General features: G+C 60.6%; 17 protein-coding genes and 1 tRNA gene. 12 read left to right on the top strand and 6 right to left on the bottom strand.

Annotated elements, in window-relative coordinates; genetic code table 11:
* Nucleotides 1-9 precede the first annotated feature (9 nt).
* Nucleotides 10-405 carry a succinate dehydrogenase, hydrophobic membrane anchor protein gene (gene sdhD, locus ACQ66M_RS06670; protein WP_350172939.1) on the bottom strand — a complete coding sequence of 132 codons (396 nt, stop codon included), beginning with the start codon at nucleotides 403-405 and terminating at the stop codon, nucleotides 10-12.
* Nucleotides 406-417: 12 nt separating this feature from the next.
* Nucleotides 418-816, bottom strand: coding sequence for a succinate dehydrogenase, cytochrome b556 subunit (gene sdhC, locus ACQ66M_RS06665; protein ID WP_430402670.1), 399 nt, complete (start codon nucleotides 814-816; stop codon nucleotides 418-420).
* A 92-nt stretch (nucleotides 817-908) separates the two neighbouring features.
* Between sdhC and ACQ66M_RS06660 the strand changes: the two genes are divergently transcribed.
* Together ACQ66M_RS06660 and ACQ66M_RS06655 are read left to right on the top strand one after the other, a co-directional pair.
* Entirely contained in the window at nucleotides 909-2,657 is a 1,749-nt protein-coding gene (locus ACQ66M_RS06660) for a DUF885 domain-containing protein (RefSeq protein ID WP_430402668.1), read from the top strand.
* Entirely contained in the window at nucleotides 2,654-3,379 is a 726-nt protein-coding gene (locus ACQ66M_RS06655) for a type 1 glutamine amidotransferase (protein ID WP_430402666.1), read from the top strand. Before ACQ66M_RS06660 ends, ACQ66M_RS06655 begins: the two co-directional genes overlap by 4 nt.
* Here the strand turns inward: ACQ66M_RS06655 and ACQ66M_RS06650 are convergent.
* Nucleotides 3,364-4,137 carry an outer membrane beta-barrel protein gene (locus ACQ66M_RS06650; RefSeq protein WP_430402664.1) on the bottom strand — a complete coding sequence of 258 codons (774 nt, stop codon included), beginning with the start codon at nucleotides 4,135-4,137 and terminating at the stop codon, nucleotides 3,364-3,366. The genes ACQ66M_RS06655 and ACQ66M_RS06650 overlap by 16 nt on opposite strands.
* 177 nt (nucleotides 4,138-4,314) lie before the next feature.
* Here ACQ66M_RS06650 and ACQ66M_RS06645 point away from each other — a divergent pair, with 177 nt between their 5' ends.
* The 6 genes from ACQ66M_RS06645 to ACQ66M_RS06620 all read left to right on the top strand — a co-directional run bounded on the left by ACQ66M_RS06645 (nucleotide 4,315) and on the right by ACQ66M_RS06620 (nucleotide 10,117).
* On the top strand, nucleotides 4,315-5,829 hold the full coding sequence (locus tag ACQ66M_RS06645) for a phosphomannomutase/phosphoglucomutase (protein WP_430405132.1): 1,515 nt from the start codon (nucleotides 4,315-4,317) through the stop codon (nucleotides 5,827-5,829).
* A gap of 5 nt (nucleotides 5,830-5,834) precedes the next feature.
* A complete protein-coding gene (locus ACQ66M_RS06640) occupies nucleotides 5,835-6,263 on the top strand; it encodes a hypothetical protein (protein ID WP_430402662.1) in 429 nt (142 codons plus the stop codon).
* Nucleotides 6,264-6,356: 93 nt separating this feature from the next.
* Complete coding sequence (locus tag ACQ66M_RS06635; protein ID WP_350172927.1) at nucleotides 6,357-7,661, top strand: UDP-glucose dehydrogenase family protein; 1,305 nt, start codon at nucleotides 6,357-6,359, stop codon at nucleotides 7,659-7,661.
* A gap of 33 nt (nucleotides 7,662-7,694) precedes the next feature.
* The gene (gene fsa / locus ACQ66M_RS06630) at nucleotides 7,695-8,345 is read left to right on the top strand and encodes a fructose-6-phosphate aldolase (protein WP_430402660.1); all 651 of its coding nucleotides are present in this window, start codon (nucleotides 7,695-7,697) and stop codon (nucleotides 8,343-8,345) included.
* 3 nt (nucleotides 8,346-8,348) lie between these two features.
* Nucleotides 8,349-9,167: a bifunctional hydroxymethylpyrimidine kinase/phosphomethylpyrimidine kinase gene (gene thiD / locus ACQ66M_RS06625; protein WP_430402658.1), complete on the top strand. Its 819-nt coding sequence runs from the start codon at nucleotides 8,349-8,351 to the stop codon at nucleotides 9,165-9,167.
* Nucleotides 9,168-9,298: 131 nt separating this feature from the next.
* Nucleotides 9,299-10,117 (top strand): PhzF family phenazine biosynthesis protein, encoded by an 819-nt coding sequence (locus ACQ66M_RS06620; protein WP_430402656.1) that lies wholly within the window; start codon nucleotides 9,299-9,301, stop codon nucleotides 10,115-10,117.
* 28 nt (nucleotides 10,118-10,145) lie between these two features.
* Here ACQ66M_RS06620 and ACQ66M_RS06615 read toward each other — a convergent pair.
* Nucleotides 10,146-10,232 (bottom strand) — tRNA-Leu (locus ACQ66M_RS06615).
* A gap of 104 nt (nucleotides 10,233-10,336) precedes the next feature.
* Between ACQ66M_RS06615 and ACQ66M_RS06610 the strand changes: the two genes are divergently transcribed.
* Nucleotides 10,337-10,963 carry an exopolysaccharide biosynthesis protein gene (locus tag ACQ66M_RS06610; protein ID WP_430402654.1) on the top strand — a complete coding sequence of 209 codons (627 nt, stop codon included), beginning with the start codon at nucleotides 10,337-10,339 and terminating at the stop codon, nucleotides 10,961-10,963.
* A 47-nt stretch (nucleotides 10,964-11,010) separates the two neighbouring features.
* Complete coding sequence (locus tag ACQ66M_RS06605) at nucleotides 11,011-11,517, top strand: disulfide bond formation protein B (protein ID WP_430402652.1); 507 nt, start codon at nucleotides 11,011-11,013, stop codon at nucleotides 11,515-11,517.
* Here ACQ66M_RS06605 and ACQ66M_RS06600 read toward each other — a convergent pair.
* Together ACQ66M_RS06600 and ACQ66M_RS06595 are read right to left on the bottom strand one after the other, a co-directional pair.
* The gene (locus ACQ66M_RS06600) at nucleotides 11,514-12,698 is read right to left on the bottom strand and encodes an acyl-CoA dehydrogenase family protein (protein ID WP_350172915.1); all 1,185 of its coding nucleotides are present in this window, start codon (nucleotides 12,696-12,698) and stop codon (nucleotides 11,514-11,516) included. The genes ACQ66M_RS06605 and ACQ66M_RS06600 overlap by 4 nt on opposite strands.
* 79 nt (nucleotides 12,699-12,777) lie before the next feature.
* The gene (locus ACQ66M_RS06595) at nucleotides 12,778-14,658 is read right to left on the bottom strand and encodes a DUF885 domain-containing protein (RefSeq protein ID WP_430402650.1); all 1,881 of its coding nucleotides are present in this window, start codon (nucleotides 14,656-14,658) and stop codon (nucleotides 12,778-12,780) included.
* Between the two features lie 108 nt (nucleotides 14,659-14,766).
* Here ACQ66M_RS06595 and hemC point away from each other — a divergent pair, with 108 nt between their 5' ends.
* Together hemC and ACQ66M_RS06585 are read left to right on the top strand one after the other, a co-directional pair.
* Entirely contained in the window at nucleotides 14,767-15,750 is a 984-nt protein-coding gene (gene hemC / locus ACQ66M_RS06590) for a hydroxymethylbilane synthase (RefSeq protein WP_430402648.1), read from the top strand.
* Nucleotides 15,747-16,460 carry a uroporphyrinogen-III synthase gene (locus ACQ66M_RS06585; protein ID WP_430402646.1) on the top strand — a complete coding sequence of 238 codons (714 nt, stop codon included), beginning with the start codon at nucleotides 15,747-15,749 and terminating at the stop codon, nucleotides 16,458-16,460. Before hemC ends, ACQ66M_RS06585 begins: the two co-directional genes overlap by 4 nt.
* Nucleotides 16,461-16,510 lie beyond the last annotated feature (50 nt).

Below are 16,510 nucleotides of genomic sequence, written 5' to 3'. Positions count from 1 at the left end.
CCGCGGCCATCAGGCGCCGGCGCCAATCCACAGTTTCAGGACAGACAGCGCGACCGTTGCAAACAGCGCGATTACCGCGAAGCTGTTCAGGATCAGGAGCGCCGTGCGTGTGCTCGTCCTAGCGATATAGTCCTCGATGACAATCTGCATACCAATGCGCATGTGATAGAACGCCGCGCCGGCCGTAAGGATCAGCAGGAGCGCGTTCCACGGCTTGCCGGCCCAGACAGAAGCGCTCTCATAGCCAGCCGATGACGCATGGATCACCGAAAACAGGAACCAGGGTACAAGGAAGGCCAGCGCGATGGCGGTGACGCGCTGGCGGATATGGTCGCGCGTGCCGCTCTTGGCAGAGCCAAGGCCGCGGGCAACCTTTGCGGGCGTGACGTACTGGCTTTTTGCCATGGTAAAGTCCTCTTAAAGCCAGACCGCAGTGGCCCAGATGGCCACCGAGCCCAGAACGGCAAAAGCATAATTGAAAACGGAAACGGCGCTGGCCGTCTTCGGATCGAAGCCGATATGCGGGCCGTCCCAGAACAGGTAACGAATACCGTTCGCGAAGTGGAACAGGACGGCGACCGTCCAGAGGAACAGGATCACCTGGCCGGGAATCGAGGCAATCACGGGTTCGAACAGCGCAAATGTCTCAGGGCCGCTGGCCAGCGCGATCAGCCATGCGGCAATCAGGAAGGTTCCGAAATACATCGCCATGCCAGTAAACCGGTGCGTGATCGAGGCCAGCATGGTCGCGTGGTATCGCCAGATCTGCAGATGGGGTGACAGGGGGCGGGGATCGGCCCGATTGGTGCCTGACATGAAAGCTTACCTTACCTGTAATGAAACGCTTGGCTTCGGGTTCTAGGCGCCTCTATGATCCTGTCAACGTGAACGGCGTCGGGAGCGACAATATGAAACCGCTTTTTCTGGGCCTCGGCCTGTTACTCATGCCCGTGTTGGGCGCTGCGCAGCCTGCTACAGATCCCCTGGATACGCTGATCGTTGAATATGAGGCCTATGTCAGCGATGTGAATCCCGAAAAAGCGGCCCGCGACGAAGGCAAGACGGCCCGGCAATGGCGGGATGTCAGCCCGGATGCCATAGCGGCCCAGACGGCAACCGCCGAGAGCCTTTTCGCGCGGATCGATGCGGCTGAAACGGCGCGCAGCGTCGACAAGGCCATCCTCAAGCGCCTGTTGCGGTCAGACCTTGATGACGCTCAGTATGATGCCGCGCGCATTCCTTTCACCGGTGACTGGGGCTTCCAGGCCGAGCCCATGTTTGCCGCGATGCAGGCAAGGCTCGATTCGCAGGAAGATGCCGAAGCCTGGATCGCGCGCCTTAATGACGTGCCGCGGTATTTCGCAGAGAATATCGGGAACATGCGCCGGGGCGTGGCCACCGGATGGACGGCCAGCGCCGATCCGCTCGGAACGATGACAGACCAGATTCGCGAGCAGATTGTCAGCGATCCGGCCGAAAGCGACCTCTACAGACCCTTCGCCAGCCTGCCTGCTGACATGGACGCGGAAACAGCCGAGCGGCTCCGGGCCGAGGGGCTTGAGGCGGCCTCGCGCGCCATCACCGCCTACAGGGATACGCTCCATTTCATTGTCACCGAATATGCGCCGCATGTGCGCTCAGGTGCCGGAATTGCGGGCCTGCCGGGCGGCCATGACGCCTATACCGCGGCGGTGGAGCATCACACGGCGGGGGCGGGCTATTCACCGGTCGAAATCCATCAGCTTGGCGAGCGCGAGGTCGCGCGCATCCGGGCTGAAATGGAAGCCATTATTGATGAAATCGGCTTTGACGGCAGTTTTGCCGACTTCCTCGCTTTCCTGCGCTCCGATCCACAATTCTATGCCCGGTCGGATACGGAACTGATGGCCAGGGCAGCCGAGATTGCGGCCCGCATGGACGCCATGCTGCCGGCCTATTTCGGCCGCCTGCCGAAGCTTCCCTATAATGTTGAGCCTGTGCCGGACGCCATCGCGCCGGGCTATACGACCGGCCGTTACGTCGAGGGCGATCCGGAGGAAGGCCGTCATGGCATTTACTGGGTCAACACCTATGCGCTGGAACAGCGGCCCTTGTACGAGTTGCCGGCCCTGACGGCCCATGAAGCCGTGCCGGGGCATCATCTGCAGATTGCGCTCAGCCAGGAAATGAGCAACCAGCCGAAATTCCGGCAGGATTATTATGCAACGGCGTTTGGTGAAGGCTGGGGGCTGTATTCGGAATACCTGGCCGGCGAGGCTGGCATGTACCAGACGCCGTATGAGCGCTTTGGCGGCCTGTCGATGGAAATGTGGCGCGCCTGCCGTCTCGTCGCTGATACAGGACTTCACTGGTATGGATGGACGCGCGAACAGGCCGAGGCCTGCTTCAAGGACAATAGCGCACTGGCGCCGCTCAATATCGACATCGAGGTGACACGCTACATGGGCTGGCCGGGCCAGGCCGTGGCCTACAAGGTGGGCGAACTGAAAATCCGCGAATTGCGGGCGGCTGCCAAGGCGGCGCTGGGTGATGATTTCGACATCAGGGCTTTCCACGACGCCGTCCTCGAAGAAGGCGCCATTCCGCTTGATGTTCTCGATACGCGCATCAGGGCCTGGATAGCCGGACAACAGGCAGAGCCTCCTGCCGCCCCATGAAGCTGACCATTATTGAAACGGGCCTCGTTCCGGAGCCTATCCGTGCATCATTCGCAGATTATCCGAGCATGTTTCGTGCCCTTGTCCGTGCATGCGATGCGGACATGGAATTCGAAACGGTCTCTGTGATCAAGGGCGAGGTTCTGCCCGATCCCGGCGCACTGGACGCGGTATTGATCACCGGGTCTCCGGCAGGCGTCTATGACAGGGACCCGTGGATTGCGCCGCTGATGGATTTCATCCGGTCCGCAGCGGATGCGTGCGTGCCGCAGGTGGGAATCTGCTTCGGGCACCAGATCATGGCCGAGGCGCTCGGTGGCAAGGTCATCAAGTCTCCGAAAGGCTGGGGCATTGGCCGCCACACCTATGAGATCAAGGCATGTCCGACCTGGATGTCCGACTGTCCGGCGACAATTTCGGTCGGCGTCAGCCATCAGGACCAGGTTGTCGTTCTGCCGCCTGGCGCAGCCATTCTGGCGGCGTCGGATTTCACGCCCATGGCGGCGATAGACTATGGCAGCACGCCTGCAATGTCCTTCCAGTGTCACCCGGAGTTCAGTGTGGAATATTGCGCGGCTCTGTACGCGATCCGCAAAGGCGGGGCCCTGTCGGAAGAGGCCGTTGACGCGGCGATCCGGAGTCTTGCGCTGCCCCTCGACAATCAGCGTCTCGGGAAATGGATCGCCGCGTTCATCAGGTCATCAGATCAGCCAAAGCGGTAGCGGGCACCGATGGAAAGCAGGTTCTGCTGGTTCTCGATGTTCAGTGTGCCCGGGAAGAGATCATTGTCGAGTTCGACATCGTCGGTCGCGCGATAGGCGTATTCACCAAACACGTCCCATGTCTCATTCACTCGCCATGTCAGGCCGGCTTTCACCTGATAGGCGAACTTGGTTTCGCCGCCATCGATAACGTCGACGCCGGAGGGGTTATATTTCACGTTGACATCGGACAGGCCGATCCCTGCGCCGACATAGGGCTGCCAGGCGCTGGCGCTGTTGAAGTCATAGTAGACGTTCGCAAAAACGGAGGTGCTGGTGATGTCGCCCCGTCCGTCAGCGACAATAGCCGCAACCGATGCGCCTAGCGGGGTCGGGCTGCCGGCAATGGAGGCGGCATCGAGGGCATCAATGCTGCCGCCGCCCAGGGTCACGCCCGTATGGGTTTCGACGTCTGCCTTCGTGTAGGATATTTCCACGCCGCTGCGCAGGCCATTACCATAGCGCGCGCCGGCTTCGACGTTGAAGCCGGAGCCGTTGTCGAACTCCGTGTTCCAGCCATAGGGCGTCCCGGCGGCGACATCGAGTGTCGTTCCGTCGCCAAGATTGCCGGTTGTGAACGCGCCGGTTGTGCCGGAATTGTCGCTGTCGGACTGGTTTGCATAGCTGACTGAGCCACTGACATACCATTCCTGGGCATAGGCCGGTGCGCCGATCAGGGCAGTGGCGCACAGGCAAGCAAGTAGTTTTCCGATTTTCATCAGGTTTGTCCTTCTTCACGGGGGTTGATGTTGCCTTGAATACGGCGGCCCCCGGATGCCGGATGATTAACAAACGGTAATGGTTTCTGTCATATGGCGCGGGGAATGCATGCTGTATCCGGTATCGGGACATTCCTCGTCCGGGGACGCAGAATTACTGGAGACGCAACGCACATGATGCCCAAACCGCTCGCCGCTATCAAACCGAATACGCTCGAATTCGAAATCCTGCCTTTGGTCAAACCTACCGGATTTCGCGAGTATGATGCGCGCTGGTGGTTCAACGGAATCGGGCACGAGAAAGAGCCCGAACTCAACTTCACCGGCGTCCAGGCCCTCGGCCTTGGTATGGCGACGCTGTTCCATGAAATGGGCGTGCCGCCGAAAGTGGTGACGGGCCATGATTTCCGTTCGATCAGCCAGCCTATCAAGAATGCGCTGATCCTCGGCCTCGTTCAGGGTGGTTGCGACGTGCTGGACGTTGGCCTTGCCCTGTCGCCAATGGTCTACTGGAGCCAGTTCGAGCTTGATGCTGCCTGCTGCGCCATGGTGACGGCAAGCCACAACGAGAACGGCTGGACAGGCGTGAAGATGGGCGCTGACCGTCCGCTGACCTTCGGGCCCGTCGAAATGGGCCGCCTGAAGGAGATCGTCATGGGGGGCGGTTTCCAGCCGCGCGCTGGCGGTGGGCATCACCGGGTCGACGGGATGCGCGAGAAATATATCGCGTCGGTGGCCGATGGTGTCAAACTGTCGCGTCCCATCCGTGTGATTGCGGCCTGCGGCAACGGCACGGCGGGTGCATTTGCTCCGGACGCCCTGCGCGCCATGGGCGCTGAAGTCATCGAGATGGACTGTAACCTCGACAATACGTTCCCGAAATACAACCCCAACCCTGAAGACGCCGAAATGCTGCACGAAATGTCCAGGGCCGTGAAGGAACTCGGCGCCGATGTTGCGCTCGGCTTTGATGGTGATGGCGATCGTTGCGGCGTGGTCGATAATGCGGGCGATGAAATCTATGCCGACAAGATCGGCCTGATGCTGGCGCGCGACCTGTCCCGGAATTTCAAGGATGCGACATTCGTCGTCGATGTGAAGTCCACAGGCCTCTACAAGACTGACCCGATCCTCAAGGAAAACGGCGCTACGGTCGACTATTACAAGACCGGTCACTCCTACATCAAGCGCCGCACGAACGAGCTCGGTGCGCTCGCAGGATTTGAGAAATCGGGCCACTTCTTTTTCCGCCCGCCTATCGGGCTGGGTTATGATTGCGCACTGACCGCAGCCAAGGCGATCCTTGAAATGCTCGACCGCAATCCGGGCAAGACCATGGGTGACCTGCGCGATGAACTCGGGGTTGCCTACACGTCGCTCACCATGTCACCGCATTGCGGGGATGAGGTGAAGTATGACGTGGTGGACCGGATGGTCGCCGAATATGAAGCCCTTAACGGCACAGAGATTCTCGGCCGCAAGGTCGTTGACGTGAACACGGTGAACGGTGCGCGCGTGACGCTCGAGGATGGCAGCTGGGTGCTCATCCGCGCGTCGTCCAACAAGCCGGAACTGGTTGTGGTGGTCGAATCCATGGCGAGCGAAGATGACATGCGCGCGCTCTTCCACAAGGAAATCAAGCCGCGCCTCGGCAAGCACGCTGAAGTCGGCGCGTATAACCAGGAGATCTGAGAGGCATGGCGCTCAATCCCAATTATGCCGCAGTTTCCGGTCGTCAGCAGGCGACAGATCGCTGGACGGTCATGCTGCCGGGCGAGTTCAATCGCCGTGAGGAAGAATCAGGCCTGTGCTTCTGGCGTCCAGGTCTTACTGTCTGGCTGACCGCCTATGGCACGCAGGACGGACTCTCGATTGAGGACCGGATGACACGGGACCGGGCGAAGGCTTCAGCTGCAGCAGCGGACATTGTCGAGAGCCTGGAAAGCGGTGTCGGGCGCCTCAGCTACCGCCTCACGGAGACGCGGCCGGACGGCGCGATCGTGCAGGGACTTTACAGTTTCGCGCACGGGGCAGACGGCCAGGTCATGGTCGCCGCCTATTTCGACGATGTATCGGAACTGGAAACAGCCAGGCGCATTTCCGATTCCATCACGTATACCGGCTGACGACACGGCCATTGTGGCGCCCTCTTGACCTGATGGCCCAAAAATCGCACCCGTCGCGCCATCGATTTTCGCGCCTTAGAAAAGGAAGTAACCATGCGTGTAGCAATGATCGGCACAGGCTATGTCGGCCTGGTATCGGGAGCCTGCTTCGCAGACTTCGGTCATATCGTGACCTGCGTCGACAAGGATGCTTCGAAAATCGAGCGCCTCAAGAACGGGATCATGCCAATCTACGAGCCGGGACTCGATGATCTTGTGGCAAGCAATGTCAAGGAAGAGCGTCTCTTCTTCACGACGGAGGCAGCCGACGCGATCAAGGATGCCGACGCTGTGTTCATAGCGGTCGGTACGCCATCACGGCGTGGCGACGGTCATGCTGATCTGTCTTATGTCTATGCAGCGGCTGAAGAGATTGCCGGCCTGATGGATGGCTTCACCGTTGTGGTTACCAAGTCGACGGTTCCTGTCGGTACGGGTGACGAAGTTGAAGAGATTATCCGCAAGGCCCGTCCTGACGGGGATTTCGCTGTTGTGTCCAATCCGGAATTCCTGCGTGAGGGCGCCGCCATCAAGGATTTCAAGATCCCCGACCGGGTCGTCGTTGGTACCGATGATGAGCGTGCGCGCCAGTTGATGCGCGAGCTGTATCGCCCGCTTTTCCTCAATGAGACTCCGATCCTGTTTACTGAGCGCCGGACCTCGGAACTGATCAAATATGCCGCGAATGCATTCCTTGCGGTGAAGATCACTTTCATCAACGAGATGGCTGACCTTTGTGAAAAGGTTGGTGCGAACGTTCAGGAAGTGTCGCGCGGTATTGGTCTGGATAACCGGATCGGCAAGAAATTCCTGAATGCCGGGCCGGGATATGGCGGCAGCTGCTTTCCGAAAGACACATTGGCGCTGACCAAGACAGCAAATGATGCCGGTGCACCGGTGCGCATCGTTGATACGGTCGTCGAAGTGAACGCTGCCCGCAAGAAGGCCATGGCGGCCAAAATCATCGGTGCGATGGGCGGGAACGTCAAAGGCAGGACAATCGGTGTGCTGGGGCTGGCCTTCAAGCAGAATACGGATGACATGCGGGATGCGCCAAGCCTGGATATCCTGCCTGCGTTGATGGCAGCGGGGGCCAAAGTCCGTGCCTTTGATCCGGAAGCGATGACGGAGGCAGGCCACCTGCTGGAAGGCGTGGAATTTGCGTCCAGCCCATACGCGGCCATCGAGGGCGCTGACGCCATGGTCATCATTACGGAATGGGACCAGTTCCGCGCGCTGGATTTTGACCGGGTAAAAGCTGCGCTCAATACCAATATCGTGGTAGACCTGCGCAACATCTATTCCCCCGAAGATATGGCGGCCCGCGGGTTTGCCTACACGTCCATCGGGCGTCCCTAAATTTCACGCACCAAACCAGACCGGAAACCAGACATGAAATTCTTCGTTGATACCGCAGATACCAAGGACATCGCCGAGCTTGCTGCAACCGGGCTGATTGATGGTGTGACCACCAACCCGTCCCTGATTGCAAAGTCAGGCCGGCCGTTCGCAGAAGTCATCAAGGAAATTTGCGCACTGACCTCAGGCCCTGTGAGCGCTGAAGTTGTTGCCACCGATGCGGAGGGCATGGTCAGCGAAGGCCGAAAGCTTGCCAGTATCGCCGAAAATGTCGCTGTGAAACTGCCGCTGACATGGGACGGCCTGAAAGCCTGCCGCACACTGTCGGATGAGGGAACGGCCGTAAACGTGACGCTGTGCTTTTCGGCAAACCAGGCGCTACTCGCCGCCAAAGCGGGCGCGGCTTTTATCTCGCCATTCATCGGCCGCCTCGATGACATCAATGTGGACGGCATGGAACTGATTGGCGACATTCGCCAGATCTATGACAACTACCTGTTTGATACCGAAATCCTCGCCGCATCAATCCGTACGGCGAACCATGTGAAACTGTCGGCCCTCGCGGGCGCTGACGTGGCAACGATGCCGCCGAACGTGATAAAAAGTCTGGCAAATCATCCTCTGACGGACAAGGGCCTCGAGGCCTTCCTGGCGGATGCGAAGAAAGCGGATATCAAAGTCTAAATCATGACCGAGGCCGAAGGACCGAAAGGCCGTGTCCTGATTGTGGCGGGCTCGGATTCCGGCGGCGGTGCCGGAATCCAGGCCGACATCAAGACGGTGACAATGCTGGGTGGCTACGCCATGACAGCGGTCACCGCTATCACGGTTCAGGACACGAAGGGCGTGCACGGTGCCTGGCCGGTGCCGGTCGATGCGGTGCTGGGCCAGATCAGGGTTACCCTGTCGGATATTGGTGCGGACGTGATAAAAACCGGCATGCTTGGCTCTGCCTCACTGGTGGAATCTATCGCCCAGTGCCTTGATGAGACGGCGCAGTTGATACCGCGGATCATTGACCCGGTCATTGTCGCCACATCGGGCGACCGGCTGGTCGATGCGAAGGCTGTCGAAGCCATTCGATCCGAGCTTGTTCTGCGCGCACGCCTCGTTACGCCGAATGCGCCGGAAGCCGAAGTCCTGACCGGGAGAGCCGTGGAGACAGTGGATGGCCAGCGCAGGGCGGCAGAACGCCTGCTCGAACTTGGTGCCCATGGCGCCCTGGTGAAGGGTGGTCATATCGGTGGAAGCATGATCACCGATGTTTTGCAGACGACAACGGGCGAATGGATATTCGAAAGCCCCCGCCTGCTGACGATGTCGACACACGGCACCGGTTGCACACTGGCTTCGGCCATTTCTGCATATCTTGCACAAGGTGCAAGTGTTCCGGATGCGGTGGAAAAGGCGCGTGAGTATTTGAGAGAAGCCATTCGCACCGCGAAAGGGTTTGGCCACGGCCACGGACCTGTCAATCATGGCTGGATTCTCGATCGCGACAGATAACGCGTCAGCCATGTGAGAGACGGCAGAGGGAGCCGGATCTCGATAGAAAAGCTGATACCCTGATTACGAATTCTGGTTTTCCGTCGTGACAGACATGTGCGAGATGACAGGCTTTCTGATGGAGCCTACCTATGCCTGTGCTGCCCTTCTACCAGGTCGATGCATTTGCGTCTCAAGCTTTCGAAGGCAATCAGGCCTGCATCATGCCACTTGAGGCGTTTATGCCCGATGATGTCATGCTCGCCATCGCGGCTGAGAACAACGTGGCTGAGACGGCGTTTCTTGTCCGGACAGGTGAAGACGCCTGGAACCTGCGCTGGTTCACGCCCGCTGTGGAGGTGCCCCTTTGCGGCCATGCGACACTCGCCGCCGCACACGTCCTGTTCTCCCATGAAGGTTTTGCTGGTGGCACCATAGGCTTCGACACAGTGAAATCCGGCCGGCTTACGGTGCGCAAGCTCGATGACGGGCGCCTCGAGATGGATTTTCCGTCTGCGCCGATAACCGAGATAGACGTATCTGATGAGGTTGCGTCTGCACTGGGTGCCCGGCCATTACAGGCGTGGGGTGGTATGTTCTATGCGGCGCGCTTTGGCACGCCTGAAGACATTCGTGACCTTGCGCCCGACCTGAAGGCCCTGAAGCAGCTCGGCGTGCCCGGTGACGGATGGGATCGGGGAAACTTCGGCTGCTTTGCGCCCGGCGGCGACGGTGTCGACGTGACGAGCCGCTTCTTTGCGCCCGGCAGCGGTATCGATGAGGACCCGGCAACCGGAAGCTGGCACACGATGCTTGCCCGCGTCATGTCTGAATATTCCGGGAAGGACAGGCTCACATGCTTCCAGGCCTGTCCGGGGCGGGGTGCGCGGATAGATACCCACTTGCAGGGTACCCGGGTAAAGCTCGCAGGGCGCGCCGTGACAGTGATCGAGGGCCGGTTCCACATCTAGGACCGACTGCCCGGCCGATGCGTCTTGATGGTACCTCTGGCCGGACTCGAACCGGCACTCTGTCACCAGAAACGGATTTTGAATCCGTCGCGTCTACCAGTTCCGCCACAGAGGCCCTCTTCAGGGAAGGCTTCTCCTGCCGCATGGCGGTATGTGATGTCAATCGTCTCGACGCGGCCAGCAAAGATCGGTAACACGGCGCGCATGAAAACAGCTTCCATGCCTGCGGCCCTGACTCTTCTTCAAACCCTGGAGGCCATGGCCGAGCGGGCGCCTGAGGAAGGGTTCACGCTTCGGCAGATACTCGACCAGCTCGACGAAACGGCGTTCGGCGCCGGCCTGTTCTTTTTGGCACTGCCCTGCTGCATTCCGTTCCTTTACGGCGTTCCCCAGGTTGTTTCGCTTCCCATGATGGCGCTGGCCGGGCAAATGGCCGCTGGCCGGGAACAGCCATGGATGCCGGACAAGTTCAGCCAGAGGAAAATTGACCGCAAGGGCCTGACCCAGATGGCCAAGGGTGGGCGCAAATGGCTCGGCTGGATCGAAACCTTCTCCAAGCCCCGGCTGACAGGCATAACAGGCAAGCGTTCAGAGCGCATCATCGGATTTTTTCTCTGTCTTTTCAGTGCATCCATTTTGATGCCCCTGCCCATGACCAATACTGTGCCCGGCTTTGGCGTCGCTCTGGCCAGTTTCGGACTGATCAACAAGGACGGCGTGCTGGTGATTCTCGGCCTGCTTCTCGGGTTCGCCTGGATCTTCGGTCTGGTCGTGCTCGGCCCGGTCGCGCTGCTGACCGCTATCGGGGCAATCAAGGACGGGGTGTTAGGCTTCACGGCATCGTGACGCTCCGCCGCATTGTGGGCAGTGGGCTGGAAGGTCTTAGTGGCGGCATGGTGAAACTGGAAAACATCTTGAGGGATTGGGCCTGGCCGGTCGCGGCAATGGTTATCTCAGCGAGCATGATTGCCATCGCCCATGCGTTCGAGCGGTTCGGCCACCTTCCGCCCTGCCCCCTTTGCCTGCGCCAGAGGGAAGTCTACTGGGCCCTGATCGCAATGACGATTACCGGACTGGTAATCTGGAAGTGGCGGCCGAAGAGGCGGTTTCTGGTGGCGCTGAATGTGCTTATCGGGCTTGTATTCGGGGTAGGTGCAGTCGTGGCGGCTTACCATTCAGGGGTTGAGTGGAAGTTTTTTCCGCCTCCAGCCGGTTGTGCAGCCGGGACCGTGGTGAACCCGCTTGAAATCAGGGACCTGAACCAGCCGTTCCACGTGGCAGATTGCACTGCGGCGCCGTTTTACATCCTCGGCCTGTCGATGGCGGGATGGAATGGCGTGGTCTCGCTGGTCCTGTCAGCCGCCAGCTTTGTCGCAGCCGCCGCTACAATTCGCCGCTAAAGGCCGAGCACCTTGCGGGCAATGATCGTTCGCTGGATCTCGTTGGTTCCGCCATATATCGACTGGGCGCGCCCGGCAAAATAAGACGATACGTCCTTGGCGGCATGGAGAGGCAGGCCGATCTCCGGCGCGTTGGCACCGAAGCCGGGCTGGGCAAACGCGGCGGCGGTATCGAGAGAAAGCTCGGTAATCTGCTGGTGCGTCTGGGTCGCGAGGATCTTGATCGTCGAAGCGGCGTCGCCCGGAGAGCCGCCCGAAGAAAGCCCGGACAGAACACGAAAGACCGTCATTTCCAGTCCATCAACAGCCATTTCGGCCTCTGTCAGCTTTCGCGCGAAGGCCGGGTCGTCGATCAGGCGATGATTTCCGCCATCCGGCATGGCTGTGGCCAGTTCGCGCACATGGCGCAGCATGGCGCGCTTGCCGCCGATGCGGGCATACGAGGTGCGCTCGAACCCGAGGAGGTATTGGGAATAGGTCCAGCCCTTGCCTTCTTCGCCAATGCGATGGTCTTCGGGCACTTTCACATTGTCGAACAGGACCTCGTTGAGGACATGTTTCCCGTCAATCGTGATGATCGGTATGAGTGTGACGCCCGGCGCGTCCATGGGGCAGCAGATGAATGTGATGCCTTCCTGCTTCCTGCCTTCATTGCTTGTCCGCGCGAGCAGGAAGATCCAGTCGGCATGCTGCGCGGCCGAGGTCCAGATCTTGTGGCCATTCAGGGTGTATGTTCCGTTCTCCAGAACGGCGCTGAACTGCAGGGAGGCGAGATCGGACCCGGAGCCCGGTTCGGAATAGCCCTGCGCCCAGCCGACGGAGCCGTCGCGGATTCCCGGCAGCCATTCGGCCTTCTGTGCCTCTGAGGCAAATGTGTAGAGGACCGGGCCGACATAGACGACGCCCATTGGGGTGACAGTCGGCACGCCCGCGCGCTCAAGCTCTTCATCGAAAACGTATTGTTCTTCGACCGACCAGCCGGGGCCACCATACGCTTCGGGCCAGGCGCTTGCGAGCCAGCCCTTGGCCCCGAGGGCCATTTCCGAACGCCGGATGTCTTCCGTTGTGAGCGCTTCGCCTGCACGGTTTTTCGCAATGATGTCTGCAGGAAACCCGGTTTCGAAGAATTGCCGCACCCTGGCGCGGAAAATCTCGGTTTCAGGACTGAATGTCAGGTTCATCTTCGCGCTCCCTCTATCAGGAGCGAGCGTAGGGCAGGCCCGGCCCGTGGCAAGGCCTGCCCCAACGTATGGCTTTGCCTCAGGCGGCCTTCTGCGTCTCGATCCATGCGTCGACCTTGCGCTCGAGCAGTTCGAGCGGCATGGCGCCGCCCCCGAGCACAGTGTCGTGGAAGCCGCGAATGTCGAACGTGTCGCCGAGTTCAGCTTCGGCCTTCGCGCGCAGTTCCTGGATCTTGATCATGCCGATCTTGTAGGCGGTCGCCTGGCCCGGCATCACGATATAGCGTTGAACTTCTGAACGCGCCTGAGCCTCGGTGATGGCGGCATTGTCCAGGAAGTACTGAACGGCCTGTTCCTCGGTCCAGCCTTTCGAGTGAAGACCGGTGTCGATGACCAGGCGGATGGCGCGCCAGATTTCAGAGCCGAGGCGGCCGAAATCGGAATACGGGTCATCATAGGTGCCGGGCATTTCCTTGGCGAGCCATTCGGAATAGAGGCCCCAGCCTTCTGCGTAGGCGGTGAAATTGGCCTGCGTGCGGAATTGCGGAACGCCGGTCAGTTCCTGCGCGATGGCAATCTGCATGTGGTGGCCCGGAATGCCTTCATGATAGGCGATGACTTCCAGTTCGCGTTTCGGCATCGCAGTCATGTCTGACAGGTGGGCGTAATAGATGCCAGGACGCGTGCCATCGGGCGTGCCGGGGAAATAATGCTGCGCGGCGCCGTCCTGTTCACGGAAGGCTTCGACACGTTTCACCACGAGGTCCGCTTTTGGCAGGATGCCGAAATAGTTAGGCAGTTCGGCCTTGAGCCGCTCGATGTCAGCCGTCGCATCGGTAATGTAAGCCAGACGGCCCTCATCGGTGTCTGGATAGTAGAAGCGCTCATCGTCCTTGCTGTCCCGGAGCATGGTGAAAAACGCATTCAGCGTGCCCTCGAAACCGACCGATTCCTTGATCGCTTCCATGTCGCCTCGGATGCGCGCGACTTCCTTCAGGCCCAGTTCGTGGATTTCGTCAGCAGTCATGCTGGTCGTGGTCTGCGTCTTGAGGCGGAAATTGTAGTAATCTGCGCCATCAGGCTGGAGGTAGGCGCCGACCGGCTGGGTCGAATCCGGCGAATTCGCCATGTCTTCCGTCGCAAAGGCGATGACGTCCCTGTAGGCGCTCACGAAGTCGCCCTTCAGCGCCTCCTCTGCCTCTGCGAGGAAGACGCTGGCCTGGGCTTCATCAATGCTGCCAGCGTCAACGAGCAGTTTGATGTCGGCCTTGATGTCGGCAAGGAGGGCGCTGTCTTCACCCTCGGTGAACGGTGCGCCGGTGATGATTTTCGTCGACTGGTCGATCACGCCTTCATAGGCAAACCTGGGCGCATGCACGCCGCGCTCTGCTGACTCTTTCGCGACCGCGACCGCTTCGCGAAGCGCCCGGGCGCTCTCGCTGATCCGCTTGATATAGGCGGTCATGTCTTCCGGTGTGTCGACGGCATGAAAGCCGATGAGGAAGGTCGGCAGGAAATTCTGCAGACCGTTCATCTGGTCAAATACGAAGCCATTGTAGCGATAGGCGGCGCCCTCGGCGGCCTGGTCGTACTGGTACTTCCAGAGGTCGTAGGACATCTTGTCTGCAGGCGAGAGGGCGTCGTAGTCAAACGAAGCTTCCATTTCCTCTGTCGCCGCTTTCTGCCAGGCCAGTTGTTCATCCTGGCAGGCGAAGGTCAGGCAGTCGATCTGGTCGTTAAGGTCCTTACGGCCCAGAAACGACAGGCCGATCGGGCTGAATTGCAGCTGTTCTTCGTATTTCACGTCGAACCAGGCGTTCAGCCGCGCGCTCAGTTCTTCAGCGGATTCAGCCGGCGCTTCGACGGAGGCGACCGTTTCAAGATTTTCGGCAGGCACGCTCTGGCTGGCACAGGCGGACAGGACAAAGGCGAGGGCGAGGGCGGAGACTGAGCTGCGCATGATGAGGGAACTCCCTGGGATTATTTCCGATTAACGATAAGAAGACGTATCGCCCTCTGCGGCGGGCTGTCAATTGGCAAGCGTGTGGATGGCGGCTAGAGGAGGGGTATGACAGACCCACGCCGTTCTTCCGACAATGCCGTGCCAGGCGACCAGCAAACCGTGCGTATCGGCACCCGCGGATCACCGCTTGCGCTGGTGCAGGCGCGCCAGATAGCCGCCTCGCTGGAGGTGAGTTCCGGCGGGGCCCTGCGAGGTGAGATCGTGCCCTTCACGACGAGCGGCGACCAGTTGACGACCGAACGCCTGATCAATGCAGGCGGCAAGGGGCTTTTCACGCGCGAGCTGGATGCAGCGCTGGATCGCGGCGACGTGGACATCAATGTGCATAGCCTGAAGGATGTGCCGGTTGTCCTGCCGGACGGTCAGATCTTCGCGGCCTATCCGGAACGCGAGGACCCGCGCGAAGGGTTTCTATCGCCAAGGGCGACCCGTCTGTCGGACCTGTCCGAAGGGGCCAAAGTTGGCACGGCTTCGCTGCGACGGGAATCCCAGACGCTGGCGCTGAGACCCGATGTCGAGATCGTGACGTTTCGGGGAAACGTGGCGACGCGGATGCGCAAGCTGGAAGAAGGACTGGCCGACGCCACCTATCTGGCAATGGCGGGTCTGACGCGGCTCGGTCTTGCGCATCTCGCGACGCCGATCCCGATGGAGGACATGCTGCCCTCCGCCGGGCAGGGAATTATCGGTGTCGTGATGCGCGAGGATGGCCCGGCGCAAGTGCGCGAGGCTCTCGGGCTGATTGATCATGACGCGACACGTGCAGCTGCAACGGCGGAGCGGGCATTCCTGGGGGCCCTCGATGGCAGTTGCCGCACGCCGATTGCGGCACACTTGTTTGACAGGGGCGAGGAATGGCAATTGATCGGCGAAGTTCTGTCACTGGATGGCCAGCAGCGCTGGCGCAGTGAGGGTACGTGCCGCAAGGCGGCGAGCGAAACACAGCTGGCGGCGCTCGGGCGCGCGATTGCTGCTGAAATTCGCGCAGCGGCCGGTGGGACGCTGCCGGCCTTCGTGGGGGACTGGTGAGCCTTCCGGTCATCGTCACACGGGCCGAACCTGCAGCGGCCGATACAGTTTCGCGACTTTTAGCGGCTGGCTATAAGGCGATTCTTTCGCCAGTCCTGACACTGGAGGGCCTGCCGGACGCCGAGCCGGACATGGCTGGTATCCGGCACCTGATCTTCACCAGTGCGAACGGTGTGCGCTTCTTCCAGGAGCGCGGCGGGATGGGTGAGGCAGTGGTATGGTGTGTGGGCGAAGCGACGGCGGCAGCCGCGCGCCAGGCGGGTGGCAGGGATGTGCGCGAGGGGAGTGGCAATGGCGCCGATCTCGCTGCGATGATCCTTGCTGCGCCTGAAACCCGCGAAGGCGGCCTGCTGCATGTTGCCAACGTCGCCGCAGCGGGTGACCTGGTCGCGACGCTGAAGGGTGCGGGACTCGATGCACGCTTCAGCGCCCTCTATCGCACGGTGCCGGCGCGGGCGCTGGCGCCTGAGGCCCTGGATGCACTCGCCACTGCGCCGCGCAGCGTGGTCCTGATTCATTCGGCGAAGGGCGCGGCTGCGTTCCGTGAGGCGTCCGTGGGGATGAATTTGTCGCCCGTCGTTTTCGTGGCGATCTCGGATTCGGCCAGCCAGCCGCTCGACGGGTGCGGAGCGCGTGCGATCATTAAGGCGGCGAGCCCGAGCGAGACGGCATTAATGGACGCGCTTGATACCGCCGTGCTGGCGCTCTGATTGCGACCTTTGATCGGCATGGGCGTATATGTCAGTGTGATTCCAAATTC

Origin of the sequence: Hyphomonas sp. (assembly GCF_965284475.1) — a bacterium.
In the GTDB taxonomy this organism is placed as follows: domain Bacteria; phylum Pseudomonadota; class Alphaproteobacteria; order Caulobacterales; family Hyphomonadaceae; genus Hyphomonas.
Note: the sequence above shows the minus strand (reverse complement) of the source record. Positions and strands in the feature narration are given on the sequence as shown.

Excerpts from the sequence above, each read along its gene's own strand:
- ACQ66M_RS06635 (WP_350172927.1), top strand. The coding sequence starts at position 6,357 with ATGCGTGTAGCAATGATCGGCACAGGCTATGTCGGCCTGGTATCGGGA.
- hemC (WP_430402648.1), top strand. The coding sequence starts at position 14,767 with ATGACAGACCCACGCCGTTCTTCCGACAATGCCGTGCCAGGCGACCAG.
- ACQ66M_RS06605 (WP_430402652.1), top strand. The coding sequence starts at position 11,011 with ATGGTGAAACTGGAAAACATCTTGAGGGATTGGGCCTGGCCGGTCGCG.
- ACQ66M_RS06660 (WP_430402668.1), top strand. The coding sequence starts at position 909 with ATGAAACCGCTTTTTCTGGGCCTCGGCCTGTTACTCATGCCCGTGTTG.
- ACQ66M_RS06600 (WP_350172915.1), bottom strand. The coding sequence starts at position 12,698 with ATGAACCTGACATTCAGTCCTGAAACCGAGATTTTCCGCGCCAGGGTG.
- ACQ66M_RS06640 (WP_430402662.1), top strand. The coding sequence starts at position 5,835 with ATGGCGCTCAATCCCAATTATGCCGCAGTTTCCGGTCGTCAGCAGGCG.
- ACQ66M_RS06595 (WP_430402650.1), bottom strand. The coding sequence starts at position 14,658 with ATGCGCAGCTCAGTCTCCGCCCTCGCCCTCGCCTTTGTCCTGTCCGCC.
- fsa (WP_430402660.1), top strand. The coding sequence starts at position 7,695 with ATGAAATTCTTCGTTGATACCGCAGATACCAAGGACATCGCCGAGCTT.
- sdhC (WP_430402670.1), bottom strand. The coding sequence starts at position 816 with ATGTCAGGCACCAATCGGGCCGATCCCCGCCCCCTGTCACCCCATCTG.
- ACQ66M_RS06645 (WP_430405132.1), top strand. The coding sequence starts at position 4,315 with ATGCCCAAACCGCTCGCCGCTATCAAACCGAATACGCTCGAATTCGAA.
- ACQ66M_RS06610 (WP_430402654.1), top strand. The coding sequence starts at position 10,337 with ATGCCTGCGGCCCTGACTCTTCTTCAAACCCTGGAGGCCATGGCCGAG.
- ACQ66M_RS06620 (WP_430402656.1), top strand. The coding sequence starts at position 9,299 with ATGCCTGTGCTGCCCTTCTACCAGGTCGATGCATTTGCGTCTCAAGCT.
- sdhD (WP_350172939.1), bottom strand. The coding sequence starts at position 405 with ATGGCAAAAAGCCAGTACGTCACGCCCGCAAAGGTTGCCCGCGGCCTT.
- thiD (WP_430402658.1), top strand. The coding sequence starts at position 8,349 with ATGACCGAGGCCGAAGGACCGAAAGGCCGTGTCCTGATTGTGGCGGGC.
- ACQ66M_RS06655 (WP_430402666.1), top strand. The coding sequence starts at position 2,654 with ATGAAGCTGACCATTATTGAAACGGGCCTCGTTCCGGAGCCTATCCGT.
- ACQ66M_RS06650 (WP_430402664.1), bottom strand. The coding sequence starts at position 4,137 with ATGAAAATCGGAAAACTACTTGCTTGCCTGTGCGCCACTGCCCTGATC.